We start from the raw sequence: 26805 nt of genomic DNA, 5'->3' as shown, positions 1-26805 counted from the left end.
CGTGGAGCGCGAGGAGTTCGCCCTCGTCCGCGACATGGTGCGCTCACTCGCACCCCGACACGGCGTGACCTCGGCCGACGAGCTGAAGCCGGCGACCCGTTCGGCAGCCCAACAGGCCCTGGACGACATGGGTTTGCGAGATCTACGACGCACGTCTCCCCCGGTGGCGACCACGCAGGAGTGCGCACTGCTCGCGGAGGAACACGGCCGCCACCCGCTCACCACGTCCCTGCTCGGTACGGTCCTGCTCGCTCCGGAGCTGCTCCGGTTGCTCGGCGACGACACCTCGCCGGGGACGCCCACCGTCGCGCTCACCCGCGAACTACGCTTCCCCGGGCCGGAGTCGGCGGATCTCGTCGCCTGGGACTGCGAGGGAGCCGACAGCGCGCTCTGCGTCACCACCGACGGGACGGTCACCCGGGTCGAGTTGGGCCCGACGGCACCGAGCACCGACCTGCTGCGCACGATCCGCGCAGTCCCGGCCGACACTCCCGTGGAGACCGTCGGTCGTCTCACGGAACCGGACCGACTCCGCTGGCAGGCCTACGCACTCGTCCTCGTGACCGCCGAACTCGTCGGCGCGGCGGGCTCGTTCGTGGAACTGGCGGTGCAATACGCCCGCGTCCGCCGCCAGTACGGTCAGGCGATCGGCTCCTTCCAGGCCGTACAGCATCTCCTCACCGACGCGACGGTCCTGGTGGAGGCGGGCACCAGTGTCACGCGCTACGCGGCCTGGTCTCTCGACAACGAGCCGCCGGAGCGGGCCCTGACGGCGGCGCGCGTCGCCAAGGCGGAGGTCAACTCCTCGGCGCTGGAGGCGGTGTACGCCGGGATGCAGGTCTTCGGCGGTATCGCCCAGACCTGGGAGCACATCGCGCACCTGTATCTGCGCAAAGTGCGGCTGGGCGCCACGCTGCTCGCCACGACGGACGACCTGCTCCCCGCGCTGGCCGCACCGGAGGTGCCGCGATGACCGACACTCCGCTGGACTTCGGCGACCCGGCCGACCTGGACCGGTTGCGCCACGAGTTCCGCGCCTGGCTGGCCCAACACCCGCTCCCCGAAAGGGAGTCGGGCGAACCGGTCCCGGTCTTCCTGCACCGCTGGCACCAACTGCTGCACTCGGGCGGCTGGGTCGGCCTGGACGTCCCGGAGCGCTACGGCGGCCGGGGCCTGACCGCGCTGCACCAGGTCGCGATCAGTGACGAACTCGGCGCCTGCCGGGCCCCGGGCGTCCCCCGGATCGGCTATCTCGCCCACGCTCTGCTGGAGTTCGGCTCGGAGGAGCAACGACTGCGGTTCCTGCCACGGATGCTGGCCGGTGACGAGGTGTGGTGCCAGGGCTTCAGCGAGCCGGGAGCCGGCTCGGACCTGGCGGGCATGAGCACCTTCGCCGAGCGGCACGACGGCCACTACACGGTGCGCGGCCAGAAGCTGTGGACCAGCTACGCCCAGTACTCCGGCCTGTGCCTGCTGTTGGCCCGCACCGACCGCTCGGCACCGGCCCACAAGTCGATCTCGGCGTTCGTCCTGCCCCTGGACCGCCCCGGCGTGACGGTACGTCCGCTGCGCGCGGCCAACGGAGACGACGAGTTCTGCGAGCTGTTCCTCGACGACGTCCGCATCGAGGAGTCCGAGCGCGTCGGCGCCGAGGGCGTCGGCTGGGCACTGGCGATGACGACGGTGTCGTACGAGCGCAACGCTCTCGACACCGGGCACATCTCGAAGTACGGGCTGCTCGTCGAGCGGCTGCGGAGCTTCGCCGCCGAGCGGCGCGGCAGTCTGCCCGACGGGCTGCTGTCGCGTATCGGCCGGTGTGTCGTGGACTACGAGGTCCTGGTGGCGCACGCCCGCCGCCGCACCGCCGAACGCCTCGCCGGACAGGTCGCCGGTCCCGAGTCCTCCGTGGACAAGCTGCTGATGACGAGGACCGAACAGCGGCTCTACGACACGGCACTTGAGGTGTTCCCGGCCGAACTGGCCGGTGAGGGCGGCGAGTTGTTCGGCGACTACCTCTACTCCCGTGCGGCCTCCGTCTACGGCGGCACCTCCCAGATCCAGCGGAACATCATCGCCAAGCGGATCCTGCATCTCCCTTCGAACGGCTAGCCCTGGAGCCAACTGATGCGCTACGACGACGAATTCCTGAGCATCCCCCACGTCATCAGGCTGGCCGCCGAACGCTTCGGGGACGCCACGGCACTCATCGACGGGGACCGCCGCTGGACGTTCCGGGAGCTGCAGGACCAGATGCTCCACGCGGTCCGCGCCACCATCGCGCTCGGCATCAAGCCCGGGGACCGGGTCGGGCTGTGCGCCCCCAACTCGGCGGAGTGGATCTTCGCCGCGCTGGGGATCCACGGCGCCGGGGTCGTACTCGTGCCGCTCAACACCCGGTTCAAGGCGCAGGAGATCTCGTACATCCTGCGGAAGTCGGAGGCGGCTGCCGTGTTCGCCTCGCCCTTCCTGGGCAACGACTACATCGGCGAACTGCGCAAGGCCGATCCGGAACTGCCGGCCCTGCACAAGACGGTGTCGGTTCTCGGTCCGCAAGGGGCGGCCGAGCTGGCGTGGAACGACTTCCTCGGTGCGGGAGAGGGCATTTCGACCTCCGCGGCCCATGAGTCGATCGACCGCCTGACGCCGGACGACGTCTCCGACGTGATGTTCACGTCCGGCACGACGGGCCACCCCAAGGGCGTGATGCTCACGCACGGCCAGTCCCTGCGCGCCTACGGGTGGATGGCGGAGGAGTACACGTTCCGGGAGTCCGACACCTTCCTCGTGATCCCGCCGTTCTTCCACTGCTTCGGATACAAGGCGGGGTGGCTGGCCTCCCTGATGCACGGGGTGACCGTCATACCGATGGCCGTCTTCGACGCGGGGCGGGCACTGGACCTCATCGCCCGGGAGCGGGTGAGCATCCTCCTCGGCCCGCCGACGATCTTCCACGACCTGGTCAACCACCCGGCCCGCGCCGAGCACGACCTGGCCTCGCTCCGGGTCTCCATGACAGGCGGTACGACGATCCCGGAATCGCTGATCCGGGCCATGAAGACGGAGTTGTCGTTCGACATCGTGATGAGCGCCTACGGCCTCACCGAGTCCACCGCGCTGGTGACCACGACCCGGGTCGGGGACTCGGAGGAGACGGTCGCGCACACCACGGGGAGCGCCATTCCCGGTGTTCAGGTCCGGATCGTCGCCGATGACGGGCTCGACGTCCCGATCGGGCTCGACGGCGAGATCCTCGTGCGCGGCTTCAACGTCACCCGCGGCTACTGGGACGACCCCGATGCCACCGCCTCGACGATCGACGCCGAGGGCTGGCTGCACACCGGGGACATCGGACGGCTCGACGACGACGGCAACCTCGCCATCGTCGACCGCAAGAAGGAGCTGTACATCGTGGGCGGCTTCAACGCCTATCCGGCCGAGATCGAGAAGCTGCTTCTCGGCTGCGAGAGCGTCCAGCAGGTCGCCGTGATCGGCGTTCCCGACGAACGCCTCGGCGAGGTCGGCTGCGCGTTCGTCGTCGCGGCCCCGGAGCACCCGACGACCGAGCCCGAGATCATCGCCTGGGCCCGCGAGAACATGGCGAACTTCAAGGTCCCCCGGCATGTCCGCTTCGTCGACCAACTCCCGCGCAACGCGAGCCAGAAGGTACTGAAGGACGAGCTCCGTGCCAGTTTCACGGCCGTGGGCTGAGTGATGACGACAACGACCGGGCCGCTGGCCGGAATCACCGTGGTCGCTTTGGAGCAGGCGATCTCAGCTCCCATGTGCACCCGCACGCTCGGCGACTTCGGCGCCCGCGTGATCAAGGTCGAGAACCCCCAGGGCGGGGATTTCGCCCGCCACTACGACGACGTCGTCAAGGGACTCGGGGCGCACTTCGTGTGGGTCAACCGGGGCAAGGAGTCGGTGGCCCTGGACCTCAAGTCACCCGGCGGCATGGGCGTGTTGCACCGGCTGCTGGAGCGCGCCGACGTCCTCGTCTCCAACCTCACACCCGGCACCACGGCCAAACTCGGCATCTCCCCCGGCGACTTGACGACCCGTCACCCCGAGCTGATCGCCGTCGAGATCGACGGCTACGGCCCCGGTGGCCCGCTCTCCCACAAGCGGGCCTACGACCTGCTCGTGCAGGCCGAGTCGGGCGCCTGCTCGGTGACCGGGCACCCGGGAGCACCGGCCAAACCAGGCCCGCCGATGGCCGATGTGTCCAGCGGCCTGTACGCGGCGCTGTCGGTCGTCGCGCTGCTCTGCGGCAGGGAACGCGGGGTGGGTCCCGCTGCCTCGTCCGTCGCGGTGAGCCTGTTCGACACGATGACGGAACTGATGGGCTATCCGCTCACCTACACCCAGCACTCCGGGGTCGAGCAGCAGCCGCTCGGCCTGAGTTCGCCCGCCGTGGCACCGTACGGCGCCCATCGCACCGCCGACGGCCACACCGTGATCCTCGGGACGACGAACGACCGTGAATGGCAGCGCCTGGCACGGGAGTTGCTCGACCGGCCCGACCTCGCGGACGATCCCCGCTTCCGGAGCAACGCGGGGCGGGTGGAACACCGCGACCTGCTGGAGCCGGAGATCAGCGCCTGGTGCGCACGGCACGACCTCGCGTACGTACAGGACCGCGCGGACGCGGCCGGGATCGGCAACTCCCGTTACAACACGACCAGTGACGTCATCGCCCACCCGCATCTCCAGGCGCGCAACCGGTGGCGGGAGATCGACACACCGTCCGGTCCGGTACCGGCGCTGCTGCCACCCCCGGTCATCGCCGGGTACGACCCACCGATGGGCGCGATTCCCGCGCTCGGCCAGCACACCGACGCCGTACTCACCGAACTCGGCCTCACGGGCGAGGAGATCGCCGTTCTCCGGGCACAGGGAGCGGTGCGATGAGCGGGCCGCCGGTGCTTCTGACGAGCGACGCCGACGGCGTTCGGACGCTGACGCTGAACCGGCCGGAGCGCAAGAACGCGATCGACGCCGAACTGTGGGACGCGCTGCGCACTGCGCTCTCCGCTGCGGGCCGCGACCGTACGGTACGTGCGCTGGTGTTGACCGGTGCGGGCGGTGCGTTCTGCTCCGGGGCCGACATCCGCAAGGGCGTCAGCGACGAGCATCCCCTCTACCGGATGCGGACTCTGACCGAAGTCACGCTGCTGCTGCACGAGTTGCCGATCCCCACGATCGCCAAGGTGCAGGGCGTGGCGGTCGGCGCGGGCTGGAATCTCGCCCTGGGCTGTGACTTCGTCGTGGCCACCCCGGACAGCACGTTCTCGCAGATCTTCGCGCGCCGTGCCCTGTCCCTGGACTGCGGCGGCTCGTGGCTGTTGCCGAAGCTGGTGGGGTTGCAGCAGGCGAAACGGCTCGTGCTGCTGGCCGAGACGATCGACGCCGAGGAGGCCCGCGCGCTGAACCTGGTGACCTGGGTCGTGGACACCGACAAGATCGACGCCTACGTGGACGACCTGACCGCCCGACTGGTCGCCGGGGCCCCGGTGGCTCTCGCGCAGAACAAGGCGCTCCTCAACGAGAACGCCGATCGCACCCTGCGCGAGGCCCTTGCCGGTGAGGCGCGGTCGCAGGCCATGAACTTCGCCACGGCGGACGTCCCGGAGGCGTACGCGGCCTTCGTGGAGAAGCGTCCGCCTCGCTACACGGGGCGCTGGGCGGTGCCGGGAACAGCCGCGCCCAGAACGACAAAGGAGACGTAATGCGTGAGGCAGTGGTGGTCGAGGCGGTCCGGACCGCCGTCGGCAAGCGGAACGGCGGTCTGGCCGGCGTGCACGCGGCCGACCTCTCCGCCGTCGTCCTCCGGGCCCTCGTCGACCGTACGGGCCTGGATCCCGAGGTCGTGGACGACGTGGTGTGGGGCTGCGTGGGCCAGCTCGGCGACCAGTCGAGCAACATCGGCCGCTACGCGGTACTGGCCGCGGGCTGGCCCGAGACCATTCCTGGGACCACGGTGAACCGGGCCTGCGGATCGAGCCAGCAGGCCCTGGACTTCGCCGCCCAGGCGGTCATGTCCGGCCAGCAGGACGTCGTGGTGGCGGGCGGCGTCGAGGTGATGAGCCGGGTGCCGCTCGGGGCCTCCCGGGCCGGCGGGATGCCGTACGGTCCCCAAGTCCTCGCCCGTTACGAGGACTTCTCCTTCAACCAGGGCGTCTCGGCCGAGCTGATCGCGCGGAAGTGGGGACTGGGCCGGGGTGTCCTCGACGAGTTCGCCGCGCTGTCGCACGAGCGGGCGGCGGCCGCGCAGGACGGCGGGGCGTTCGACGCGCAGATCGTGCCGGTGACCGACGACAAGGGCGACACCGTGACCCTGGACGAAGGCATCCGGCGAGGGACGAGCAGCGCCACTCTCGCGAAGCTGAAACCGTCCTTCCAGGAGGACGGGGTGATCCACGCGGGCAACTCCTCGCAGATCTCCGACGGTGCGGCGGCCCTGCTGGTGACCACTCCGGAGAAGGCCCGTGAGCTGGGGCTGACGCCGATCGCGCGCTACCGGGCGGGCGTGGTCACCGGTTCCGATCCGGTCCTGATGCTGACCGGGCCGATCCCCGCGACCGAGAAGGTGCTCCGCAAGGCCGGAGTGGCACTCTCCGAAGTGGGCGTCGTCGAGGTCAACGAGGCCTTCGCGCCGATCCCGCTCGCCTGGTTGGCCGAGACCGGAGCGGACCCGGCCCTCCTCAACCCGCTCGGGGGCGCCATAGCGCTCGGGCATCCGCTCGGCGCGTCGGGTGCCGTCCTGATGACGCGCATGCTCCACCACATGCGGGACCACGGGATCCGCTACGGCCTGCAGACCATGTGCGAGGGCGGCGGCACCGCCAACGCCACCGTCGTCGAACTCGCTTCCTGACAGGGGATGTTGTGCGCCGAGACGTCTTCACCGACGACCACGAGGCATTCCGTCGGCTCGCCAGGGACTTCGTCGCCAAGGAGGTCGTCCCGCACTACTCCGAGTGGGAGGAGGCCGGCCGACTCCCCCGCATGCTCTTCGAACAGCTGGGCTCGCTGGGCCTGTTGGGCACGGCGGTCCCCGAGGAGTACGGCGGAGCGGGCCTCGACGACTACCGCTACAACGTCGTCCTCCAGGAGGAATCGGCCCGCGCCCTGGTCACGTTGGGTACCGTCCGCACCCAACTCGACGTCGTCCTGCCGTACTTCCTCACCTACGCCGACCGGGAGCAGCGCGAGCGCTGGTTCCCCGGTCTGGCCTCCGGAAAGCTGCTGACGGCCATCGCGATGACCGAGCCGGGCACAGGCTCGGATCTCGCCGGGATCCGTACGACCGCCGTGCGCGACGGGGACTCGTACATTCTCAACGGTGCGAAGACCTTCATCACCGGCGGCCTCCTCGCCGACCTGGTGATCGTCGTGGCCCGTACGTCTACCGACCCGGACAACCGCCGCGCCGGGCTCACCCTGCTGGTCGTCGAGGACGGCATGCCCGGTTTCACTCGGGGCCGGGTACTGCACAAGCTGGGCATCAAGGTGCAGGACACGGTGGAGCTGGCCTTCGACGACGTGCGGGTCCCGGTCGCCAACCGGCTCGGCGAGGAGGGTGCCGCGTTCGGCTATCTCGGCCACAACCTCCCGCAGGAGCGGATGACGGTGGCGGTGGGTTCGGTCGCGCAGGCGCGGGCGGCCCTGGACACGACGATCGCGTACGTCAAGGAGCGCAAGGCGTTCGGGAAAACGGTCGCCTCCTTCCAGAACACCAAGTTCGAACTCGCCGCCGTGGCAGCCGAGGTCGAGGCCGCACAGGCCATGCTCGACCGGGCGGTGCTCGAACTCGTCGCCGGTGAACTGAGCGGGCCGGACGCCGCCAAGGTCAAGCTCTTCTGCACCGAGATGCAGGCCCGCGCGGTCGACCGCTGTCTGCAACTGTTCGGCGGCTACGGCTACATGCTGGAATACCCCATCGCCCGGCTCTACGCGGACGCGCGCATCACCCGCATCTACGCCGGAACCAGCGAGGTCATGAAGGTCATCATCGCCAAGTCCCTCGGATTGTGAGGCGGTTACGGTGCCGGACTTCTCCAGCAGACCAGGTGTCGCGTTCGTGGCGGGCGGCTCGGGCGGTATCGGGGCGGCGGTCGTACGACTCCTCGCCGAACGGGGCAGCGACATCGTCCTCACGTACCGGGCCAACCAGGAAGCGGCGGACGCCGTAGCCGCCGAGGCGAGGAAGCTGGGCCGTCAAGTGCGGGCGATACGGCTGGACTTGACCGACGAGGCCGCCACGGCCGAGGCCGTGACGGAGGCACCCGGAGGCATCCACACGCTCGTGTACGCGGCGGGCCCGCATGTACCGATGAGGCACCTGAGCAGGGTCTCGCCGAGCGAGTACCGCGCCCAACTCGAAGGCGACGCCGTGGCGTTCTTCAACCTCGTCCATCCCGCGCTGCCGCTGCTGCGCGAGGGCCGGGGCAACATCGTCGCCGTGACGACCGTCGCCACCCGCCGCTTCCCCGTACGGGACGGGCTGTCGTCGGGCGCGAAGGGCGCGGTCGAGGCGGTGGCCCGGGCACTGGCCGCCGAGGAGGGCCGCTACGGCGTCCGCGTGAACTGCGTGGCACCCGGCATGCTCAACGACGGTATCGCCGGTCGTCTGATCAGCTCCGGCGAACTCGACGAGGACGCCCTCGCAGTCACCCGGCGCAACATCCCGATGCGCCGCTTCGGCGATGCGACCGACATCGCGGAGGCGGTCGCGTTCCTCGCCTCGGACCGGGCGGGGTTCATCACCGGGCAGGCGTTGGGAGTCGACGGCGGGTACAGCGTGTAGAGGTCATACGGGCGTGATAGGGCGGCCGGACACGTATGCGGCGCGGACCAGTTCACCGGACAACGCGTTGAGGGCCTCGCGCAGCGGTACATGGAGCAGGCACAGGTCGGCGACCGCGCCCACCGCCAACCGTCTTGTCCGGGCTGGGTGTTGGGGCTCGCCGGTGAACAGCCGTAGCGCAGCCTCTGGTCGGAGCCGCTCGCCGTCGACCCGTTCGGTCGCCGCCCGCATGACCGCCCAGGGGTCCGAGGTGCCGTAGGGCGCGTCGGTGCCCGCGGCGAGGGGGATGCCGGCCTCGGTCAGGGTGCGGCAGCGGTAGAGGTGGGGGCGGTCGTCGGGGTCCACGTCGGTGGCGTACGCGGCGGCCCGTTCGGCGGGAAAGTGGGGCTGGGTCACCACCGTCACCCCTAGTCGTCGCAGCCACGGGATCGTCTCGGCCGGGATGACCGACCCGTGCTCGATCCGGTCGCCGTCGGCCGGGCCCACCTCGTCCAGGGCGAGCAGCGTCACCAGCAACTGCACCCGGGTCACGCAGTGCACGGCGACCGGTCTGGGTCTGATCTCCCCTATGGTGCCAGCGAGTTGGGCCGGTGTGGGGAGCGTCGGATCGTCGAGCATCAGCTTCACAGGCTCGTCGACGCCCATCACCAGGAGGCGTTGCGGGAGGACCGACAGCAGCTGGGTGAGCCCGGCGGCCGGGTGCGGGTCGGCGTTGGTGAACCCGGTGACGCCGAGTGCCGCCGCCCGCCGCCCCACGCCCTCCAGATCCAGCCGTATGGGCGGCACGAACCCGCGCAGCCGCTCGTCCTCGCGCCAGAACCGTCCGTCGCCGTCCAGCCCGGCCGCCCGGAGCGCGGCGCTGTTCCACACCCACAGCGCGCCGGTGCGATGCTGCACCCGCACCGGCCGATCGGGGACCAGCGCGTCCAGCGTCCACCGGTCCAACTCCCCCGCCACGCTTTCGTGGTAGCCGACGGCCCGCACCCACTCCCCCTGCGGCCCACTCGCCAAGGCCGCCGCGAACGCCGTACGGTCCCGGACGTCTGTCGGTCCGACGCGCACGGAGGCGGCTTCGGCGGCCAGCGCCGCGAGGTGGACGTGGTGGTCGTGCAGACCGGGCAGCAACGCACCGCCCCGACCGTCCACTTCACCGCGCCCCGGCAGCCCGGGCCCGATCTCGGCGATCCGCCCGCCTTCGATCCGTACGTCCACCGCCGCTCTGTGGCCCACCACCTCCACGTTCCTGATCAGCACGGCGGGCGGACCGGTGTGTGCGTCTCGGCGAGGGTCGCGGCGCAGGCGGCCATGGAGACGCAGAGGAGTTCTCCGCCGCCGCTGGCGAGGGAGCGGGCCGCGGCGTGGGCGGCGAAGACGCCGGTGACGGGGTCGGCGAGTGCGTCGCCGAGGAAGACGGGGTCACCGTTCGGGTCGAGGCCGGTCAGGCCGCCGGCGACGGCAGCGTCGTCTCCGAAAGCGATGCGGTCGTTCTCCCGTCCGTAGCCGGTGATGCCGACCCAGACCCGGCCGGGGCGGGCGGCGAGGAACTCCTCGGCGCGAAGGCCGAGTCGGCGCAACGCGCGGGGTCGTGAGGCCTCGATGACGATGTCGGCCTCGGCCACGAGTTCGTCCAGCGCACCGGGGGCGAAATCCACCACCACGTTGTCGTGGCCGTCGTGCAGCCAGCGGTAGAAGGCGGGCGACCCGAGGCGCGCGCCGTCCGGTCGGGTCGCGCTCTCCACCTTCACCACCCGCGCGCCCGCCAGCCCGAGCAACCGCGCGCACAACGGCCCCGCCCAGAGCGCGGAGAAGTCCACAATCCGCAGATCGGCCATGGCTCGCACACGCCGCTCGCCCCACTGCTCGGCGCGCACCGCAGGACGTGCGTCCGGGGTCACCGATCCGGGTACCGCAGCGGCCATATCCAGCAGCTGCGCGGCCTCCGCCGCTTCGGCAGCCGCGACCCGTCGTACGGCCGCATCCAGACGACCCCTGGGCTCACCTGGCGAGCCGAGCAACGCCAGCAGTGCGGGTACGGCGGCGAGGTCGTCGGGGCGGGCCAGGTTCACGGCGGTCCAGCCGTCGGCGGCTCGGAGGAGGTGGCAGGAGCCGTTGGCCGAGATCCTTCCCGGGCGTTCCAGACCGGCCAGTTGGGCCCGGAGGAACAGTGCGCTCGGCAGATCCACCGGTACGCCCGTCAGATCGGTGAACGAGCGGGCGACGTCAGCGAGAGGGGCCATGTAAGGCTCGACAGTGCCCATCCATGCGCGGAGAGCGTGATTCTCCACGAGTCGAACCCCCTTCTCTCCACAGGTGATCTCAAATTACACTCCGGTCCACGCCTGGAGGGAGATCACCGTGGAGTCACCCTTCGTGATCGTCGATCTCGACCGCGCCCCCACGTGGGAACCAGCCGCCCGCGACCGTGTCGTGATCGGTGTGGCCGCAGCGCCCAAGGACTCGATCGACGGGTACGACGTACTGCTCACCGCTGTCCCCGATCCGCCCAGGCCGTGGGTGTCGTGCGCGGATCCGCAGGCCACGGCTCGGGAGCTGGGGCACATCATCGAGAGTCGGCCCGCCGCGTCCGTCGCGCTGGTGCAGGTGCTACGGATGGGCAGCGGGCTCTCGGTCCCGGACAGGCTGGTTCTCGAATCCCTGGCCTACTCGACGCTTCAGGGCGGAGCCACCTTCCGGTCCTGGCTGGCCGCCGCCCCCCGGCGTACGCACCGCCCGGCCGAGACTCCCGTACGGCTCGGTCGTGATGGTTCCCGGTTGTCCGTCACGCTGGACCGGCCCTGGGTGCGCAACGCGTTCGACGCGGCGACGCGGGACGCGCTGTGCGAGGCGCTCCAGGTGGCCGTGGCCGACCCGTCGATCACCCGCGTCGACCTGTACGGGAACGGTCCAACGTTCTGCAGTGGGGGCGATCTCGCCGAGTTCGGTACGTCCCGTGATCCCGCGCACGCGCATCTCGTGCGGGTCCATCGGAGTCCGGCCGCGCTCCTGCACCGGTGCGCGTCGCGTGTGACCGCGCATCTGCACGGGGCCTGTGTCGGCGCGGGGATCGAGCTCGCCGCCTTCGCGGGGCGGGTGGTCGCCGCGCCGGACACGGTGATCCGGTTGCCGGAGATCGGGATGGGGCTGATTCCGGGTGCGGGCGGCACGGCGAGCGTCCCGCTCCGGGTCGGTCGGGAGCGGACCGCGTATCTCGCCCTGTCCGGCGCGGAGTTGAGCGTCGTAGACGCACTGCGCTGGGGGTTGGTCGACGAGATCGGCGACACCGACGACGTGACCGCCGATGCTCAGGAAGCGGTCCGCTCCTGAGCCTCACTCCGGTGTCTCCAACAGTCGTCGAAGACACCGGAGTTCGGTCACTTCCCGGTCCACACAGGACTACGGCGTTCGGCGAAGGCCCGTGCCCCCTCCGCCGCGTCGGCGCTCCTGAACACCGCCTCGACCTCTTCCGGCTCGGCCCAACGGCGCTCCCGCATAAGCTTCTTGGTCATCGCGACACCGAGAGGACCGTTCTCGGCGATGCGTGCGGCCAGGTCCAGCGCGGTCTCCCGTACCCGCTCGGCCGGTACGGCTCGGTTGACCAGGCCGAACTGCTTGGCGTCCGCCGCCGTGACGAGTTCGCCGGTCAGCCCCATCTCCAGGGCGACGGCCAGCGGCACCCGGTCGGCGAGGGTCGTACCGCCACCGGCCGCGAAGAGGCCCCGTTTGACCTCGGCGATGCCCAGCTTTGCGTCCTCGGCGGCCACCACCAGGTCGCAGGCCAGGGCGAGTTCGAAGCCGCCGGCGAGTGCCGAGCCGTTGAGGGCGGCGATCACCGGGGTGGCGATGCCCTCGCGGAAGAACCACACCAGGCCGTCGAATGTGCCGCCGCCCTTCGCGAACGCCTTGAGGTCCATGCCGGAGCAGAAGACCGTTCCGGCGCCCGTGAGGACGATCGCCCGGACCGCCGGGTCGGCGTCCGCCTCCCGCAGCACGGCTGACAGGTCGTCAATCAGCTCCGGGCTCATGGCGTTTCGGACCTCGGGACGGTTCAGGGTCGCCACCAGGACGGCGCCGACCCGTTCCGTCAGGATCAGGTCGCTCATCGGGCCGCCGCCACGGCCGCCCGGGCCTTGGAGCGGAACGCCTCCAACTTCTCTGCGGGCTCGATGAGTTGGTGGCTGCGCGAGCGGGTGGTGACGTCGTGGCCCTCGGCCGCCTTGCGCAGCGCGCCCACGGTGGCCTGTTCGCGCGGGATGTGCGCGAAGGGGTCGAAGGAGTACCAGCGCATCGCGTTCTCGAAGGTGATCTTCCTGGCGTCGTCGTCGGGGACGTCGCAGCTCGACAGCACGTCGTGCAGCTGCTCGGGCGCGTCCGGCCAGAGGGAGTCGCTGTGCGGGTAGTCGCCCTCCCAGCAGATGTTGTCGATGCCGATGTCGTGGCGGAGTCGTACGCCCAGTTTGTCGGTGATGAAGCAGGTCAGGAAGTGCTCGCGGAAGACCTCGGAGGGCAGCTTGCCGCCGAAGTCCTGGAGGGTCCAGGTGGAGTGCATCTCGAAGGTGCGGTCGAGGCGCTCCAGGAAGTACGGGATCCAGCCCGTTCCGCCTTCCGAGAGGGCGATCTTCAGATTCGGGAACTCCTTGACCGGCTGCGACCAGAGCAGGTCGGCGGCGGCGGAGACGATGTTCATCGGCTGGAGCGTGATCATCACGTCGGGCGGGGAGTCGGCGGCCGGGACGGCGAGCCTGCCGGACGAGCCGATGTGCACCGACATGACGGTGTCCGTGTCGGACAGCGCGCGCCACAGCGGGTTCCAGTACGGGTCGTGGAAGCTCGGGTAGCCGAGGACGGCGGGGTTCTCGGTGAAGGTGAGGGAGTGAACGCCCTTCTCGGCGACCCGGCGGACCTCCGCCGCGCACAGCTCCGCGTCCCAGATGGCGGGCAGCGCCATCGGGATGAAGCGGCCCGGGTAGGCGGCGCACCACTCGTCGATGTGCCAGTCGTTGTAGGCCCGGACGAGCGCGAGGGAGAAGTCGGCGTCCTCGGTGGCGAAGAGCCGGGCCGAGAAGCCGGGGAAGGACGGGAAGTTCATCTGGGCGAGGATGCCGCCCGCGTTCATGTCCTTGATGCGCTCGTGCACGTCGTAACAGCCGGGGCGGATCTCGTCGAGGCCCTGCGGTTCGACGCCGTACTCCTCCTTGGGGCGGCCGGCCACGGCGTTGAGCGCCGAGTTGGTGATGGTGACGCCGCGGAACTGCCAGACGTCGGTTCCGTCGTCCCGGTGCACCAGTTGGGGCGCGTCTTTCTTGTAGCGCTCGGGGAGGTGGTTCACGAACATGTCGGGGGGTTCGATGATGTGGTCGTCGACGCTGATGAGGATGAGGTCGTCGCGGTCCATGACGGCTCCTTCGGGGGTGGGTCGGTCAGTCGGAGGCGGGCAGCGGCTTGGCCGCCTTCAGGGTCATGGGGGCGCCGTCACAGGTGAGTTCGCCCGCGCCGGAGGCGGTGCAGAGCAGTTCGAGCGTCCCGCCGGCGTCGACGTACCGTTTGCCGATGAGGGTGGTGGTGCCGGCCGGTCCGGGCTTCGCCGGGGGCGCGTCGGCCGCGGGCACCAACGGGCTGCCGCCGCAGGCCAGTTGGGGCTGTACGTCGGCGGGTGCGCGGATGACGACCACGCGGGTGCCGCAGACGGTGCTGGCGAGTTGGTCACCGGGGCGCGGCGTCGGTGCCGGTGGGGTCATGGCGGAGTTCCCTTTCGAGCAGGCGGTCGGCGAGGAGTTCCACGTCGTAGGACTGACGGGCCATCCAGTACCGCAGGAAGCCGGTGAGCGAGTACCGCAGGAAGAGCGCGGAGCCGACGACGCTTCCGGCGACCGCGGCGAGGCCGAGGGTGAGGGCGTCGTTCTGGACCAGCGGGTCGCTGGTGTTGTGCGAGATGAAGTAGGCGCTCACGCCGAGGACGACGCCGATCGTCATCAGGGCGGCGCCCGCGCGCAGCCAGAGGGCGGACCTTCCGGCGGCCGGGTCCGGGATTTTCAGGACGGTGAGTTCGCGGACGAAGCGGTCCGCTCGCGTCTCGGTGGACGTCATGTGGAACTCCCCAGGTAGAGAGCGGACAGTTCGGCGCGCAGGCCGCCGTCGGGGTGGCCCTGCCGTTCGACCCGGCCGCGGACGAGGACGGCGGCATGGTCGCAGATGTCGAGAACCGCGGCGGCGAACTGCTCAACCACCAGGACTGCCACGCCCTGCCGGGCGATTTCGCCGACCTGCTCGTAGAGCCGGCCGACGACCAACGGGGCCAGCCCCATGGAGAGTTCGTCGAGCAGCAGCACGGCGGGGTCGGTGGCCAGGCCGCGGGCGAGGGCGAGCATCTGCTGCTCGCCGCCCGAGAGGGTGCCCGCGGCCTGTCCGGCGCGCTGCGCCAGGACCGGGAAGCGGGCGAACGCGATCTCCTCGATCTCCTCGCGGCTGCGGCCCGTGAAGGTCATCATCAGGAGGTTGTCGCGGACGGACAGGTTCGGGAACACGCCTCGCCCCTCGGGGATGAGGCAGACTCCGGCGCGGGCCAGGTCGCGGGGGAAGGCGCCGGTCATGTCCCTTCCGCCGAGCAGGAGTTGACCTGACTCGACCGGGTGGACTCCGGCGGCGACGCGCAGGGTGGTGGTCTTTCCGGCGCCGTTCGGGCCGAGCAGCGCCACCACCTGTCCGGCGGCGACGTCGAGGTCGACGCCGTGCAGGACGGTGATGCGTTCATGGGCGGCGCGGATGCCGCGCAGTTCGAGAAGTGCGCTCACGCGTCCCCCAGATAGGCGGCGAGTACCGTTTCGTCGCTGCGGATCACCTCGGGCGGCCCTACGGCGATGATCTTGCCGAGGTCGAGGACGTACACCTCGTCGCAGACCGCCATCACGAGGCTCATGTCGTGCTCGACGAGGACGACGGCGGTGCCGTCCTCCGTGAGGGCGCGCAGGAGTTCCGCGAAGCGTTCGGTCTCCTCCGCGTCCTGTCCGGCGGCGGGTTCGTCGAGGAGGAGCACCTTCGGGCGGATCGCGAGGGCCCTGCCGACCTCGACCAGGCGGCCGACTCCGGTGGGGAGGGCGTCGGGTGAGGTGTCGGCGACGTCGGTGAGGTCGAGGCGGTGCAGGATCTCGGTGACGACCTGCTCCGCCCGGCGGCGTTCGGGGCCGAGTTCGGCGGCGACGAGGAGGTTGTCGCGCACGCTCAACCGGCCGAAGAGTTCCAGGCGTTGGAAGGTGCGGGCCAGTCCGTGCCGGGCGCGCGCGGAGGGCCGGGCCCTGGTCACGTCACGGCCGTCCAGCCGGACCTGCCCCGAGGACGGTCTGCGTAGTCCGGAGGCGACGTCGAACAGGGTACTTTTTCCTGCCCCGTTGGGGCCGATGAGTCCGGTGACCCGGCCCGCCTCGGCGGTCAGCGCGACTCCGTCGAGAGCACGGTTCCCACCGAAGGAGACGGTCACTCCACTAACCTGCAGCGATGCCACGGGCCAGCACCTCCTCGTCCTCGGGGCGCCATTCGCGCCGTAGGCCCCACCACTCGACGGGGATCTCCGGCTCGGTCGGAACGGCCTGGCGGGCGTCGGCCCAGGTGCGCAGCGCGACGGCGAGCAGCAGTGAACCGCCGTAGTACGTCCAGTCGTTGATGACGTCGCCGAAGCGCAGCGCCCAGGCCAGGGCGAGGACGCAGAGCAGGGCGGGCAGGGCGATGCGGTCGCGGGCGAGGGGCTCCCACTGGCGGCGGAAGCGGGAGACGATGCCGTCGGGGTTGTGGCCGAGTCCGACGCCGGCGAGGCCCGGAAGCAGGGCGACCAGGTTCGCGGTACCGGGGGCTACGGCGATCAGGGCGTTCGTCGGGCCGGCGAAGGCGGTGCCGGCGAAGAGCCCGTTGCCGACCGCGCCGAGCCCGCCGACCACGGCGACGAGGAAGATCGGCAGTCCCGCGATCAGGCTGAACTGGTCGGCGGTGACCGTGCGTTGCTGCATTCCGTACAGCGCTCCGCCGAGTCCGGCGATGCCGGAGGCGAGGGCGAACACCGCGACCTTCGCGACCAACAGGTTGCCGCCCAGGGTGGCGTACGCGGCCTCGCTGTCACGCAGGGCTATGAGCCGCCGCCCGAAGCGGCTGCGGCGCAGGGCCGCCACACCGATCGAGGCGAGGGCGAGGCAGACTGCGGCGAACACCATCAACTGGCGTCCGCTGTCGAGCCGTAGGCCGAAGAGGTGGGGTCCTGAGATGTCCACCGAGCCCTGGTCGAACAGGGCGATCCGCAGGCCGAAGACGTGGAAGGCCGGGATGGTGAAGATCCAGCGGTCGAGGATCACGGCGAACGCGGCTGTGCCCAGAGCGAGATACACACCGGAGAGCCGTAGTGCGGGGAGCGCGACCAGTGCTCCGGCCGCCGCCGAGACCAGGATCGCGGCACCGAGCGCCCACAGTTGGCCGTGGGCGCCGAGGTGTCCCCAGACGACCGCGCCGATGCCGGCCATGCTCAGCTGGCACAGGGAGACCTGTCCGGCGTACCCGGCGAGCGGGACGTAGGAGAGGGCCACCACGCCCAGCGAGAAGATCGCTCCGTAGGTGATGAGGTCGGCTTCCCCGAGGAGGGAGGCCAGGATCGCGCCGAAGGCGATGACCACCGCGGCGAACACGAGTGTGCCGCGCGCGCTCGGCACCGGTACACGGGCGAGCCGTCGTTCCCGGCCGCGCAGGCGGCGGTGCGGGAAGACCAGCAGGGCGAGGAAGAGGAGGAGTGCGGGGGCGGCGAGCCGTAGTCCGGGGAGGTATTCGTTCTGCGGGAGGTAGCCGGTCAGGTAGCTCTCCATGCAGCCGACGACGACAGCGCCGAGGAAGGTGAGCGGCAGGCTGCGCAGCCTGCCGAAGACGGCCGCGGTGTACGCGCTCACGATCAGCAGGGAGAGCTGGGCGGCGTCGAGTGTGACCGTCGGGGCGATCAGGATGCCGCCGATCGCGGCCAGTTGAGTGCCCAGGATCCAGGAGACCCGGCCCGCCCGGACCGGGTCCGCGCCGGTCAGACCGACCAGTGCCCGGTCGTCGACGGCCGCGCGCATCTCGGCTCCGGCGCGGGTGCGGTAGAGCAGGACGCGCAGGCCGATCGCGACGGCGACGGCCACCGCCATGGTGATCGCCTGGTGCCAGGTGATGACGGCCGGCCCCACGTGGAACGGCTTGCGGCCGGCGAAGAACATCGGCAGCGGGCGGGCCACGTTCGGGTCCCAGATCCAGCGCGCCGCGGCGATGAGTCCGCTGAGCAGCGCGACCGTCATGACGAGCCGTTCGGCTTCGCCGAGGGCTTGGACCGGCCGCAGTACGAACCGCTCGACGAGCAGTCCGAAGCCGGGGGCGAGCACGAGCAGCACCACGGCCAGGGCGACCGGAACGGGCCAGCCCCAGCCGACGGTCAGCTGCCAGTACATGAACGCGGACAGCATGCCGGCCGCGCCGTGCGCGAAGTTGAACACACCGGTGGTGGTGTAGGTGAGCACGAGCCCACTGCCGATGACGGCATAGATCGCGGCCGTGCTCAGGCCGACGATCCCGAAGGTGAGGAACTGGTCCATCGCGTCGGATCTCCCCTCTCCATCGCTGGAAACTAGCTTCTCATCTACGGAGAATCAACCATTCAGACAGAGACTGTTGACGTCGCCTCACGCAGCATGGAAATCTGCCACTCATCTGAGAGAATGACATTCTCACTCATGGTGAAGGGCGGAAAGTCCTTGTCCTCCTTGCCTGTTCCGGCTCCTCCCCCGGGTCCGACCGACGACCTGATGGAGATCCAGCAGCTCCTCGCCCGCTACGCGGTGTGCATCACGCGCGGCGACCTGGACGGCGTGCTGGCGGTCTTCACGCCCGACGGCACGTACAGCGCCTTCGGGGACTCCTACGGCCTCGACGAGTTCCCGGCGCTCGTGGCCGCCGCCCCCAAGGGGCTGTTCCTCACAGGTACACCGGCCGTCGACCTGTCCGGCGACACCGCCACCGGCACCCAGCCGCTGTGTTTCGTCGACCACGCCACGCACGGCATGCGGATCGGCTACTACAACGACACCTACGTCCGCACGGACGAGGGGTGGCGGCTGCGCACCCGCGCGATGACGTTCATCCGCCGCAGCGGAGCGCACGACTCGGGCCGCCCGCACGCCTATCAGCGTCCGGGAACATGAACGCCGCCTCCGCGCCCGGGTACGTGAACGCCGCCGACTTCCGCTCGGACCTGCGCGGCTGGCTGGACGAGCACGACCTGTCCCCCGGCCCCGACCACTCCCTGGACGCCCAGGTCGCTCAACTGGCCCGGGTCCGCCGGGCGTTGTACGACGCGGACTGGATGCGGTACGGCTGGCCCGCCGAGGTGAGGGGGCTCGGCGGGCCCGCGGTGCTCAGGGCGGTCCTCGGCGAAGAGGTCGCCACAAGGGAGTTGGCCGAACCTGGCATCTACTCGATGGTCGAGGTCCTCGCCCCGACGATGATCTCGTACGCCCCGCCCGCGCTCGCCGCAGAGATGGTCCCCCGGCTGCTCAGCGGCCGTGAGCAGTGGTGCCAGGGCTTCTCCGAACCCGGCTCCGGCAGCGACCTCGCCTCCCTCACCACGCGGGCCGTTCCGCGCGACGACCACTGGGTGATCAGCGGCCAGAAGGTGTGGACGAGCCTGGCCCAATTCGCCGCCCGCTGCGTCCTGTTGACCCGCACCGCGCCGGGCCACAACGGAATCACCGCGTTCTTCGTCGACATGGACACCCCCGGCATCACCGTCCGGCCACTGCGCACGATGCACGGCGTGGACGAGTTCGCCGAGGTGTTCTTCGACGACGTGATCGTGCCCGCCGACCGGATGCTCGGCCAACCCGGCGACGGCTGGCGCCTGGCGATGGACCTGCTCCCGCACGAGCGCTCCACCTGCTTCTGGCACCGGATCGCCCATCTCTACACGCGACTTGACCGCCTGCTGGCCGAGACGAACATCCCTGACGACGCCGAACTCGGCGCCGCCTACCTGGCGTTGCACACCGTCCGCTGCCGCTCCCACGCCACGCAGCGACGGCTGGCCGAGGGCGAGCGGCTGGGCGCGGAGACCTCGGTCGACAAGGTGCTGCTGGCCACCGCCGAGCAACGCCTCTTCGAGACCGTGCGCGATCTCCTGCCCGGCGTACTGGAGTTGGCGGACACGCCATGGCGCTCGGAGTACCTGTACTCCAAGGCGGCGACCATCTACGGCGGTACGGCCGAGATCCAGCGGAACATCATCGCGCGCCGACTGCTCGACCTGGGGAAGGAGTAGCCGTGGACGCAGCCGAACGGGACCTGCTCGCCGAGACGCTCCGCAAGACGATGACGGCGGCCTCGGGACAGGCCCTGGACACCGCCCTGGCCGACCTAGGCTGGGCCGAACTCCTCGCCGAACAGCCGGACATCGCCGTCCCGCTCGCCTTCCGCCTGCTCGGCGAGACCGGCGCCCACGCGCCCCTCCTCAACGACGTCCTGCTCGGCGCGGCGGGCCGTCCGCTCGGCGGCACCCTGCCGCTGCCGTACACGGGCGGTGCATGGATCGTCTGGGAGCGCGACGACAGTGCGGCCGGGGCGACCCTGGACGCCGAACTGCCCCTGCGTTCCGTGCCCGCCGGAGCCCCTGTCCCACTCGCCACCGGTCGGGTCGCGCTCGGCTGGTGGCTGCTCGGGACGGGCCGCGCCATGCTCGCGCTGGCCCGCCAACACGCCGTGGACCGCGTCCAGTTCGGCCGCCCGCTCGCCTCCTTCCAGGCCGTACGGCACCGGCTCGCCGAGACCCTCGTGGCGCTGGACGGCGCCGAGGCCACCCTTGTGGCCGCCACCGACGATCTCGGCGCACTGCTCGCCAAGGCCGCGGCCGGGCAGGCGGCGCTGACGGCGGCCCGGCACTGCCAGCAGGTCCTGGGCGGGATCGGCTTCACCGCTGAGCACGATCTGCACCGGCATGTGCGGCGGGCCATGGTGCTGGACGGACTCCTGGGCAGCGCACGGGAGTTGACGCGCGAGGCCGGTGCGCTGCTGCGGGCCGGCGGGTCCGCGCCGCGGCTCGTCCATCTGTGATCGACAGCTCGTCCGCCTGTGATCGACCGAGGAGTGACATCAGTGACCGATCTCTGGAGCGACCTGCTCTCCTGCCTGGATCTCGACGTCCAGCCCGGTGCCGTGTTCGAGGGTCGCAACCAACAACTCGGCTATCACCGCATCTTCGGCGGGCAGTTGCTCGCGCAGAGTGTCCGGGCCGCCCAACTGGCCTGCCCCGACAAGGCGGTCAAGAGCCTTCATGTGCAGTTCGCGCGGGCGGGACGGCCGCAGGAGCCGGTGCGGTACGAGGTGACGCGTCATCATGAGGGCGGTTCCTTCGCCACGTTGACGGTCGTGGCGCGTCAGACGCAGGGTGTCGCTGCCGTCGCTGCCGTGTCGCTGCACTCCCACGAGGAGGGGCCGGATCAGCAGATCGCGTTCCCGATGCCGTCGGTGCCGGGAGCCGAGCACGACGTGGACCTCTCCCTGCTCCCTTGGGACACCCGGGCCACCGTGGAGGTGGACTCGCCGAAGTCGGAACCGCCCGAGTACGACCTGTGGATGCGTACACCGGCGGTGGCGCCGGAACTCGCGCCCGCGTTGACGGCGTACGCGAGCGATCTGAGCCTGATCGGTACGGCGCTTCGCCCGCTGGAAGGCGTCACCCAGCACGACTCGGGGACGGCGTTCACGTCCGCCGTCACCGCGCACACGGTGTGGTTCCACCGCCCTTTCACGACGGACGACTGGCTTGTCCTGCGCCACCGGAGCCCGCTCATCGCCCACGGCCGCTGCTACGGCCGGGGCGATGTCCTCACCGCGCAGGGGTCCTTGGTCGCCTCGTTCGCGCAAGAGGCCCTGCTCCGCTTCCGTACGGTCGAGTAGGACCCCCGCTCAGCGCATCACGGTGCCGCCGTCGACATTGATGACCTGGCCGTTGATCCAGGCTCCCGAGTCGGACATCAGGTGGGCGACCATCGCGGCGATGTCGTCGGCGCGGCCGTGCCGGGTGCTGCGGGTACGGGCGAGCAGTGCCTCCAGCAGGTCCGGGGCGGCGCCCTCCTGGATGGCCGGGGTCAGGATCAGACCGGGGGCGACCGCGTTGGCCCGGATGCCCTCTCTGCCCCAGCGGGAGGCGACATGGCGGGCGAGGGCGTTGATGCCCGCCTTGGTCGCCGAGTAGGCGGGGCGCGCGGCCTCGCCGGTGAAGGCCGCGATGGACGAGGTGTAGACGAGCGCGCCGCCGCCCCGGGCGAGGAGTTCGGGAACGGCGTATCGCGTGACGAGCATGTGGCCCCGCAGATTGACGGCGAAGGTCCGGTCCCAGACCGCGAGGTCCATGTCGACGACGTCGGTGTCCTTGGAGACCGCACCCATGTCGCCCGCGTTGATGTGGACCGCATCCAGGCCGCCGTACGACCGCACAGTGGTCGTCACCAAATCGCCCACCGAGTCCTCGTCGGCGATGTCGAAACCCACTCCGACCGCCTCGCCACCGGCGTCACCGATGGCCGAGGCGGTCCGCCGGGCGCCCTCGACATCGAGGTCGGCGACGACGACCCTGGCGCCCTCGTCCGCGAGCCGCCGTGCCGACGCGGCACCCAGTCCGGTGGCCGCGCCGGCGACGAGAACGACCTTCTCCTTCAAGCCCTCCACGACATTCCCCTCATCGCATCGACTCCCCGCCCTTGCCGTACGTGAGCACTATGGCGCCGGCACCTCGATGACCGTGGCGGAGCCCATGCCGCCGCCCGCGCACATCGCGGCGACGCCGATGCCACCGCCTCGGCGGCGCAGTTCGTGCACCAGCGTCACCAGCATCCGGGCGCCGGTCGCGGCGACCGGGTGGCCGAGGGAACAGCCGCTGCCGTTGACGTTCACGCGGTCGGGGTCGAGCCCGAGCAGTTTCACCGCGGCGACGGGCACGGCGGCGAAGGCCTCGTTGATCTCGAAGAGGTCGACGTCTGATGTCGAAAGTCCCGCGCGGGCAAGGGCTTTGGGGATGACCTTCACGGGGGTGAGGCCGGTCTCGGCGGGGTCGGCGCCGACCGAGGCCCAGGAGCGGACGACGGCGAGTGCGGGCAAGCCGAGCCGGTCGCTGGCCACCACCAGGGCCGCGGCACCGTCGTTGGCGCCGCCCGCGTTGCCCGCCGTGATGGAGAAGCCGTCTATCTCCGGGTGCAGCGGCTTGAGCGAGGCCAGCTTCTCCAGGCTCGTGGTGCGGCGCGGGTGTTCGTCGACGGAGAACAGACCGTGCGGTGTGTCGATGGGTACCAGCTCGGCGTCGAAACGGCCTTCGTCGATGGCGCGAATCGCGTTCTGGTGCGAGCGCAGCGCCCAGGCGTCCATGTCTGCGCGGCTGAGACCGGCCCGTACGGCGGTGTTCCAGCCGACCGTGATCGACATGTCCAGGTTGGGGGTGTCGGGGCGGTCGGGATGCGTGGGCGGACTCCACGGCTCGACCCACTCACCGTCCACGCGGAAACGCAGTTTCGGGGACGTTGAAGCCGAGTTGACGCCGCCGGCGATGACGAGTTCGTCCATGCCCGCGCGGATGCTGCCCGCCGCGCTCTGCACGGCCGCGAGACCGGCGGCGCAGTGCCGGTTGTGGGCGAGGCCCGGTACCGAGGTCAGCCCCACGGTGAGTGCCGCGTGCCGGGCCACGACCCCGCCGCCGTACAGGCCCTCACCGAGGATGACGTCGTCGACGGCGTCCGGGTCGAGCCCCTCCGTGGCGGCAGCGGCGGCGACGATGTGGTGGGCCAGGTCGAACGCGGTGGTGTCGCGGAGGGTGCCCTTGACGGCGGTGCCGACGGGGGTACGCAGGGCGGACACGAGGACTGCTTCAGGCATGGGTGGTCTCCAACTCGGCCAGCAGGGTGCGGCGCAGCAGCTTTCCGGTCTCGGTCTTGGGCAGTTCGGCGCGGAAGACGATCGTGTCGGGGGTCTTGGAGGAGCGCAGCCGGTCCCTGACCCACTGGCGGACCTCCGCCGGATCGCCCTCGCCGACCACGACGGCGACGATCCGTTGCCCCCACTCGGGGTCGGGCACGCCGATCACCGCGGCCTCCACGATTCCGGGGTGGGCGACGAGAACGTCCTCTATCTCGGCGGGAGCGATGTTCTCGCCGCCGCGGATGATGGTGTCGTCGGCGCGGCCCTCGATGAACAGATAGCCGTTGACGTCCAGGCGCCCCCGGTCCCGCGTGGGGAACCAGCCGTCTGCGTCGAGGGCCGTACGTCCGCCGTATTCGCCGGAGACCTGATCACCGCGCAGGAAGACCAGCCCGGTCTCCCCGGTCCCGACCGGTTTCCCGTCCTCTCCGCGGATCTCGATCTCGACTCCGGGCAACGGCCGCCCCACGGAGCCGAGTCGGTCCCGTACTGCCGGGTCGGCGGATGCCAGCGCCTCGCGGTGGTCGTCGGGCCCCAGCACCGCGACCGAAGAGGCCGTCTCGGTCAGGCCGTACGCGTTGACGAACCCCGTCCCGGGGAAGATCCGCAGCGCCCGCTCCACGACGGGCAGCGGGGTCCTGGCGCCGCCGTAGGCCAGGCTGCGGAGTGTGGGCGTTCCGGCGTCGTCCGCCGGGACCTCGGCGACGATGCGGGCCAGCATGGTGGGCACGACGAGTGCGTGGGTGACCTGTTCGCGGCGCGCGGTCGCCAGCCACTCCTCCGCGTCGAAGGCGGAGAGGTACACGAGGCGGCGGCCCGAGTAGAGGTTCGTCAGCAGGTTCATCAACCCGGCCACGTGGTACGGCGGGACCGCCACCAGCGACGCGTCGCCCTCCTCGGCGGAGGCGAACTCCTGGGTGTTCAGCACATAGGCCAGCAGGTGGCGGTGGCGCAGCAGGGCCGCCTTGGGTTCGGCGGTCGTGCCGCTGGTGTAGAGGACCACGGCGACCGAGTCCTGATCCTGGACCTGGGCCAACTCCGTTACGTCGGTGTCCTTTTCGGCGATCAGCAGGGCGTCGAGGTCGGCGGGGCGCAGGACGAGGGCGCCGGGGTGGCGGGCCAGGAGGCGGTTCAACTGGTGTTCGCCGAGGCGGTAGTTGAGGGGGATGAACGGGATGCCCGCCAGGGCGGCGCCGAACAGGGCCACCGGGTAGGCGAGGTGACTGGGGCTCAGATAGAGCACGGCCGGGTGGCCCTGGAAGCGGTGCGCGGCGGCGCGGGCGCGGGCGAGCAGGTCCGAGGCGGTCAGGGAGCGGCCGTTCGCCGTGACCACCGGTCGGTCGCCGCCCGAGGCCACCATCTCGAGAATCATGGTTATATTCATGAGAATGCTATTCTCGTCTCACTAGAGCGCTGTTCGCAAGAGAGGAAATCCTTGATGCAGATCAGTGGGAGCTCCGCGGTTGTCGTCGGCGGGGCGGGCGGCCTGGGCGAGGCCACCGTCCGTCGGCTGCACGCGGCGGGAGCGAAGGTCGTCGTAGCCGATCTGGCCGACGAGAAGGGCAAGGCCCTGGAGCAGGAGTTGGGTGTGCGCTATGTGCGCACCGACGCCACCTCCGAGGACGACGTCCAAGCCGCCCTGGCCGAGGCGGAGTCGGCGGGACCGCTCAGGATCTCGGTGGACGCGCACGGCGGCCCGGCGAGCGGGGGCCGGCTGGTCGGCAAGGACGGCTCCCCCCTTGACCTCGCGGGTTTCCGCACGACGATCGACGTGTATCTCACCGGCGTGTTCAACGTGCTGCGCCTGGCCGCCGCCGCGATGGCCCGTCAGGAGCCGCTGGACGGCGGCCGGGGTGTCATCGTCAGCACGGCGTCGATCGCCGCGTACGAGGGCCAGATCGGCCAACTCCCTTACGCGGCAGCCAAGGGCGGAGTCGTCAGTATGACCCTGGTCGCCGCCCGCGACCTCTCCCCGCTCGGCATCCGGGTCGTCACCATCGCGCCGGGCACCTTCAACACGCCGGCCTACGGCAAGGCGGGCCCCCAACTGGAGGCCTACTGGGGGCCGCAGGTGCCGTACCCGAAGCGCATGGGCCAGTCACCGGAGTACGCGTCGCTGGTCCAGCACATCGTCGAGAACGACTACCTCAACGGCGAGGTCGTCCGCCTCGACGGCGCCCTCCGCTTCCCGCCGAAGTAGGGGAAGTGACCGACGTGAGCGGCCCGTTGAAGGGCAAGGTCGCGTTCGTCGCGGGCGCCAGCCGTGGCATCGGCCGTACGGTCGCGCTGGCGCTCGCCGAGGCGGGCGCGTCGGTCGCGGTCGCCGCGCGCTCCGAGCGGGAGGGCCGGCTGCCCGGCACGATCCACTCGGTCGCGGACCGGATCACGGCGGCGGGCGGGCGCGCGCTGCCGGTGCCCTGTGATGTGAGCGACGAGGCCTCGGTCGACGCGGCCGTCGCCGCCACGGTCGCGGAGTTCGGCGGGATCGACATTCTCGTCGCCAATGCCGGGGTGCTGTGGCTCGGTCCGGTCGAGTCGACGCCGCTGAAGCGCTGGCAGCTGTGTCTGGACGTCAATCTGACCGGGGTGTTCCTGGTGACCCGGGCCGTGATTCCCCACGTACGCGCGCGTGGCGGTGGGTCGTTGGTGGCCGTGACGACCGGCGGAGTGGGCATGACGGACCGGGGCGCCAACGCGTACTGGGTGTCCAAGGCGGCGGTCGAGCGCCTCTATCTGGGGCTCGCCGCCGACCTGCGGAAAGACAACATCGCGGTCAACTGCCTCGCTCCGTCACGGGTGGTGCTGACGGAGGGATGGCAGGCCGGGGGCGGGGGCCGGGAGATCCCGCCGGAGATGGTGGAGCCGCCGGAGGCGATGGCGAGGGCCGCGGTCCTCCTCGCGGGCCAGGACGCCACGGGCCTCACGGGTACCGTGCAGCGCTCGGAATCCCTTGCCTGAACGACGAGTTGGGCCTGAGTACGCGAGTCGCGGTGGGCACGACTGATCGGCGCCATCGGGGGCACACGGAACGACGAGCCGCCGGG

At 70.9% G+C, this 26805-nt stretch carries 27 protein-coding genes; 15 read left to right on the top strand and 12 right to left on the bottom strand.

What is annotated here, in order from left to right; translation table 11 throughout:
* The first annotated feature begins 1 nt into the window (after position 1).
* The 8 genes from JHN45_RS00905 to JHN45_RS00870 are packed head-to-tail and all read left to right on the top strand — an operon-like array spanning position 2 to position 8809.
* Positions 2-973 (top strand): acyl-CoA dehydrogenase family protein, encoded by a 972-nt coding sequence (locus JHN45_RS00905; RefSeq protein ID WP_201047583.1) that lies wholly within the window; start codon positions 2-4, stop codon positions 971-973.
* Positions 970-2109 carry an acyl-CoA dehydrogenase family protein gene (locus tag JHN45_RS00900; protein WP_201047582.1) on the top strand — a complete coding sequence of 380 codons (1140 nt, stop codon included), beginning with the start codon at positions 970-972 and terminating at the stop codon, positions 2107-2109. The genes JHN45_RS00905 and JHN45_RS00900 overlap by 4 nt, the downstream gene beginning before the upstream one ends.
* Positions 2110-2124: 15 nt before the next feature.
* Complete coding sequence (locus JHN45_RS00895; protein ID WP_201047581.1) at positions 2125-3708, top strand: FadD3 family acyl-CoA ligase; 1584 nt, start codon at positions 2125-2127, stop codon at positions 3706-3708.
* A 3-nt stretch (positions 3709-3711) separates the two neighbouring features.
* On the top strand, positions 3712-4911 hold the full coding sequence (locus JHN45_RS00890; protein ID WP_201047580.1) for a CaiB/BaiF CoA-transferase family protein: 1200 nt from the start codon (positions 3712-3714) through the stop codon (positions 4909-4911).
* Positions 4908-5729 (top strand): enoyl-CoA hydratase/isomerase family protein, encoded by an 822-nt coding sequence (locus JHN45_RS00885; RefSeq protein WP_201047579.1) that lies wholly within the window; start codon positions 4908-4910, stop codon positions 5727-5729. Before JHN45_RS00890 ends, JHN45_RS00885 begins: the two co-directional genes overlap by 4 nt.
* Complete coding sequence (locus JHN45_RS00880) at positions 5729-6877, top strand: thiolase family protein (protein ID WP_201047578.1); 1149 nt, start codon at positions 5729-5731, stop codon at positions 6875-6877. The genes JHN45_RS00885 and JHN45_RS00880 overlap by 1 nt, the downstream gene beginning before the upstream one ends.
* Before the next feature lie 11 nt (positions 6878-6888).
* The gene (locus tag JHN45_RS00875) at positions 6889-8037 is read left to right on the top strand and encodes an acyl-CoA dehydrogenase family protein (protein ID WP_201047577.1); all 1149 of its coding nucleotides are present in this window, start codon (positions 6889-6891) and stop codon (positions 8035-8037) included.
* Positions 8038-8083: 46 nt separating this feature from the next.
* Positions 8084-8809: an SDR family NAD(P)-dependent oxidoreductase gene (locus JHN45_RS00870; RefSeq protein ID WP_201047603.1), complete on the top strand. Its 726-nt coding sequence runs from the start codon at positions 8084-8086 to the stop codon at positions 8807-8809.
* Positions 8810-8812: 3 nt separating this feature from the next.
* Here the strand turns inward: JHN45_RS00870 and JHN45_RS00865 are convergent, their stop codons facing one another.
* On the bottom strand, positions 8813-10042 hold the full coding sequence (locus JHN45_RS00865; RefSeq protein ID WP_307783013.1) for an amidohydrolase family protein: 1230 nt from the start codon (positions 10040-10042) through the stop codon (positions 8813-8815).
* Positions 10043-10056: 14 nt separating this feature from the next.
* A complete protein-coding gene (locus JHN45_RS00860) occupies positions 10057-11046 on the bottom strand; it encodes a CoA transferase (RefSeq protein ID WP_236583021.1) in 990 nt (329 codons plus the stop codon).
* Positions 11047-11164: 118 nt separating this feature from the next.
* On the opposite strand from JHN45_RS00860, the gene JHN45_RS00855 reads away from it, so the two are divergent.
* Positions 11165-12133 (top strand): enoyl-CoA hydratase/isomerase family protein, encoded by a 969-nt coding sequence (locus JHN45_RS00855; protein WP_201047574.1) that lies wholly within the window; start codon positions 11165-11167, stop codon positions 12131-12133.
* Between the two features lie 47 nt (positions 12134-12180).
* Here the strand turns inward: JHN45_RS00855 and JHN45_RS00850 are convergent, their stop codons facing one another.
* From JHN45_RS00850 to JHN45_RS00820, 7 genes are read right to left on the bottom strand one after another with little or no spacing between them, the layout of a single operon-like run.
* Entirely contained in the window at positions 12181-12909 is a 729-nt protein-coding gene (locus tag JHN45_RS00850) for an enoyl-CoA hydratase-related protein (RefSeq protein ID WP_201047573.1), read from the bottom strand.
* Positions 12906-14201 carry an amidohydrolase family protein gene (locus JHN45_RS00845; protein WP_200711235.1) on the bottom strand — a complete coding sequence of 432 codons (1296 nt, stop codon included), beginning with the start codon at positions 14199-14201 and terminating at the stop codon, positions 12906-12908. Before JHN45_RS00845 ends, JHN45_RS00850 begins: the two co-directional genes overlap by 4 nt.
* A 25-nt stretch (positions 14202-14226) precedes the next feature.
* A complete protein-coding gene (locus JHN45_RS00840; protein ID WP_201047572.1) occupies positions 14227-14544 on the bottom strand; it encodes a hypothetical protein in 318 nt (105 codons plus the stop codon).
* Positions 14510-14893: a hypothetical protein gene (locus JHN45_RS00835; protein WP_200711233.1), complete on the bottom strand. Its 384-nt coding sequence runs from the start codon at positions 14891-14893 to the stop codon at positions 14510-14512. Before JHN45_RS00835 ends, JHN45_RS00840 begins: the two co-directional genes overlap by 35 nt.
* On the bottom strand, positions 14890-15597 hold the full coding sequence (locus JHN45_RS00830) for an ABC transporter ATP-binding protein (RefSeq protein WP_201047571.1): 708 nt from the start codon (positions 15595-15597) through the stop codon (positions 14890-14892). Before JHN45_RS00830 ends, JHN45_RS00835 begins: the two co-directional genes overlap by 4 nt.
* On the bottom strand, positions 15594-16304 hold the full coding sequence (locus JHN45_RS00825; RefSeq protein WP_043259620.1) for an ABC transporter ATP-binding protein: 711 nt from the start codon (positions 16302-16304) through the stop codon (positions 15594-15596). The genes JHN45_RS00830 and JHN45_RS00825 overlap by 4 nt, the downstream gene beginning before the upstream one ends.
* Positions 16285-18399, bottom strand: a complete 2115-nt coding sequence (locus JHN45_RS00820; protein WP_201047570.1) for an ABC transporter permease — start codon at positions 18397-18399, stop codon at positions 16285-16287. The genes JHN45_RS00825 and JHN45_RS00820 overlap by 20 nt, the downstream gene beginning before the upstream one ends.
* A gap of 210 nt (positions 18400-18609) precedes the next feature.
* Here JHN45_RS00820 and JHN45_RS00815 point away from each other — a divergent pair, with 210 nt between their 5' ends.
* Genes JHN45_RS00815 through JHN45_RS00800 form a run of 4 tightly spaced genes read left to right on the top strand, consistent with a single transcriptional unit; the run spans position 18610 to position 21751 of the window.
* Positions 18610-19005: a nuclear transport factor 2 family protein gene (locus tag JHN45_RS00815; RefSeq protein ID WP_201047569.1), complete on the top strand. Its 396-nt coding sequence runs from the start codon at positions 18610-18612 to the stop codon at positions 19003-19005.
* Positions 19002-20117, top strand: a complete 1116-nt coding sequence (locus tag JHN45_RS00810) for an acyl-CoA dehydrogenase family protein (RefSeq protein ID WP_201047568.1) — start codon at positions 19002-19004, stop codon at positions 20115-20117. The genes JHN45_RS00815 and JHN45_RS00810 overlap by 4 nt, the downstream gene beginning before the upstream one ends.
* 2 nt (positions 20118-20119) lie before the next feature.
* Entirely contained in the window at positions 20120-20905 is a 786-nt protein-coding gene (locus tag JHN45_RS00805; RefSeq protein WP_201047567.1) for an acyl-CoA dehydrogenase family protein, read from the top strand.
* Positions 20906-20947: 42 nt separating this feature from the next.
* Positions 20948-21751 (top strand): acyl-CoA thioesterase II, encoded by an 804-nt coding sequence (locus JHN45_RS00800; protein WP_201047566.1) that lies wholly within the window; start codon positions 20948-20950, stop codon positions 21749-21751.
* Positions 21752-21760: 9 nt separating this feature from the next.
* Here the strand turns inward: JHN45_RS00800 and JHN45_RS00795 are convergent, their stop codons facing one another.
* From JHN45_RS00795 to JHN45_RS00785, 3 genes are read right to left on the bottom strand one after another with little or no spacing between them, the layout of a single operon-like run.
* On the bottom strand, positions 21761-22522 hold the full coding sequence (locus tag JHN45_RS00795) for an SDR family NAD(P)-dependent oxidoreductase (RefSeq protein WP_201047565.1): 762 nt from the start codon (positions 22520-22522) through the stop codon (positions 21761-21763).
* Between the two features lie 48 nt (positions 22523-22570).
* Positions 22571-23719, bottom strand: coding sequence for a thiolase family protein (locus JHN45_RS00790; protein WP_201047564.1), 1149 nt, complete (start codon positions 23717-23719; stop codon positions 22571-22573).
* Positions 23712-25133 carry a class I adenylate-forming enzyme family protein gene (locus JHN45_RS00785; RefSeq protein WP_201047563.1) on the bottom strand — a complete coding sequence of 474 codons (1422 nt, stop codon included), beginning with the start codon at positions 25131-25133 and terminating at the stop codon, positions 23712-23714. Before JHN45_RS00785 ends, JHN45_RS00790 begins: the two co-directional genes overlap by 8 nt.
* Before the next feature lie 66 nt (positions 25134-25199).
* Here JHN45_RS00785 and JHN45_RS00780 point away from each other — a divergent pair, with 66 nt between their 5' ends.
* Together JHN45_RS00780 and JHN45_RS00775 are read left to right on the top strand one after the other, a co-directional pair.
* Entirely contained in the window at positions 25200-25961 is a 762-nt protein-coding gene (locus JHN45_RS00780) for an SDR family NAD(P)-dependent oxidoreductase (RefSeq protein ID WP_200711223.1), read from the top strand.
* 5 nt (positions 25962-25966) lie between these two features.
* The gene (locus tag JHN45_RS00775) at positions 25967-26719 is read left to right on the top strand and encodes an SDR family NAD(P)-dependent oxidoreductase (RefSeq protein ID WP_201047562.1); all 753 of its coding nucleotides are present in this window, start codon (positions 25967-25969) and stop codon (positions 26717-26719) included.
* Positions 26720-26805: the final 86 nt, after the last annotated feature.

It is taken from the genome of Streptomyces sp. MBT53 (assembly GCF_016654115.1).
Taxonomy (GTDB): domain Bacteria; phylum Actinomycetota; class Actinomycetes; order Streptomycetales; family Streptomycetaceae; genus Streptomyces.
Note: the sequence above shows the minus strand (reverse complement) of the source record. Positions and strands in the feature narration are given on the sequence as shown.

Excerpts from the sequence above, each read along its gene's own strand:
- JHN45_RS00900 (WP_201047582.1), top strand. The coding sequence starts at position 970 with ATGACCGACACTCCGCTGGACTTCGGCGACCCGGCCGACCTGGACCGG.
- JHN45_RS00895 (WP_201047581.1), top strand. The coding sequence starts at position 2,125 with ATGCGCTACGACGACGAATTCCTGAGCATCCCCCACGTCATCAGGCTG.
- JHN45_RS00890 (WP_201047580.1), top strand. The coding sequence starts at position 3,712 with ATGACGACAACGACCGGGCCGCTGGCCGGAATCACCGTGGTCGCTTTG.
- JHN45_RS00885 (WP_201047579.1), top strand. The coding sequence starts at position 4,908 with ATGAGCGGGCCGCCGGTGCTTCTGACGAGCGACGCCGACGGCGTTCGG.
- JHN45_RS00880 (WP_201047578.1), top strand. The coding sequence starts at position 5,729 with ATGCGTGAGGCAGTGGTGGTCGAGGCGGTCCGGACCGCCGTCGGCAAG.
- JHN45_RS00860 (WP_236583021.1), bottom strand. The coding sequence starts at position 11,046 with ATGGCCCCTCTCGCTGACGTCGCCCGCTCGTTCACCGATCTGACGGGC.
- JHN45_RS00850 (WP_201047573.1), bottom strand. The coding sequence starts at position 12,909 with ATGAGCGACCTGATCCTGACGGAACGGGTCGGCGCCGTCCTGGTGGCG.
- JHN45_RS00845 (WP_200711235.1), bottom strand. The coding sequence starts at position 14,201 with ATGGACCGCGACGACCTCATCCTCATCAGCGTCGACGACCACATCATC.
- JHN45_RS00840 (WP_201047572.1), bottom strand. The coding sequence starts at position 14,544 with ATGACCCCACCGGCACCGACGCCGCGCCCCGGTGACCAACTCGCCAGC.
- JHN45_RS00835 (WP_200711233.1), bottom strand. The coding sequence starts at position 14,893 with ATGACGTCCACCGAGACGCGAGCGGACCGCTTCGTCCGCGAACTCACC.
- JHN45_RS00820 (WP_201047570.1), bottom strand. The coding sequence starts at position 18,399 with ATGGACCAGTTCCTCACCTTCGGGATCGTCGGCCTGAGCACGGCCGCG.
- JHN45_RS00815 (WP_201047569.1), top strand. The coding sequence starts at position 18,610 with ATGGAGATCCAGCAGCTCCTCGCCCGCTACGCGGTGTGCATCACGCGC.
- JHN45_RS00810 (WP_201047568.1), top strand. The coding sequence starts at position 19,002 with ATGAACGCCGCCTCCGCGCCCGGGTACGTGAACGCCGCCGACTTCCGC.
- JHN45_RS00790 (WP_201047564.1), bottom strand. The coding sequence starts at position 23,719 with ATGCCTGAAGCAGTCCTCGTGTCCGCCCTGCGTACCCCCGTCGGCACC.
- JHN45_RS00785 (WP_201047563.1), bottom strand. The coding sequence starts at position 25,133 with ATGATTCTCGAGATGGTGGCCTCGGGCGGCGACCGACCGGTGGTCACG.
- JHN45_RS00780 (WP_200711223.1), top strand. The coding sequence starts at position 25,200 with ATGCAGATCAGTGGGAGCTCCGCGGTTGTCGTCGGCGGGGCGGGCGGC.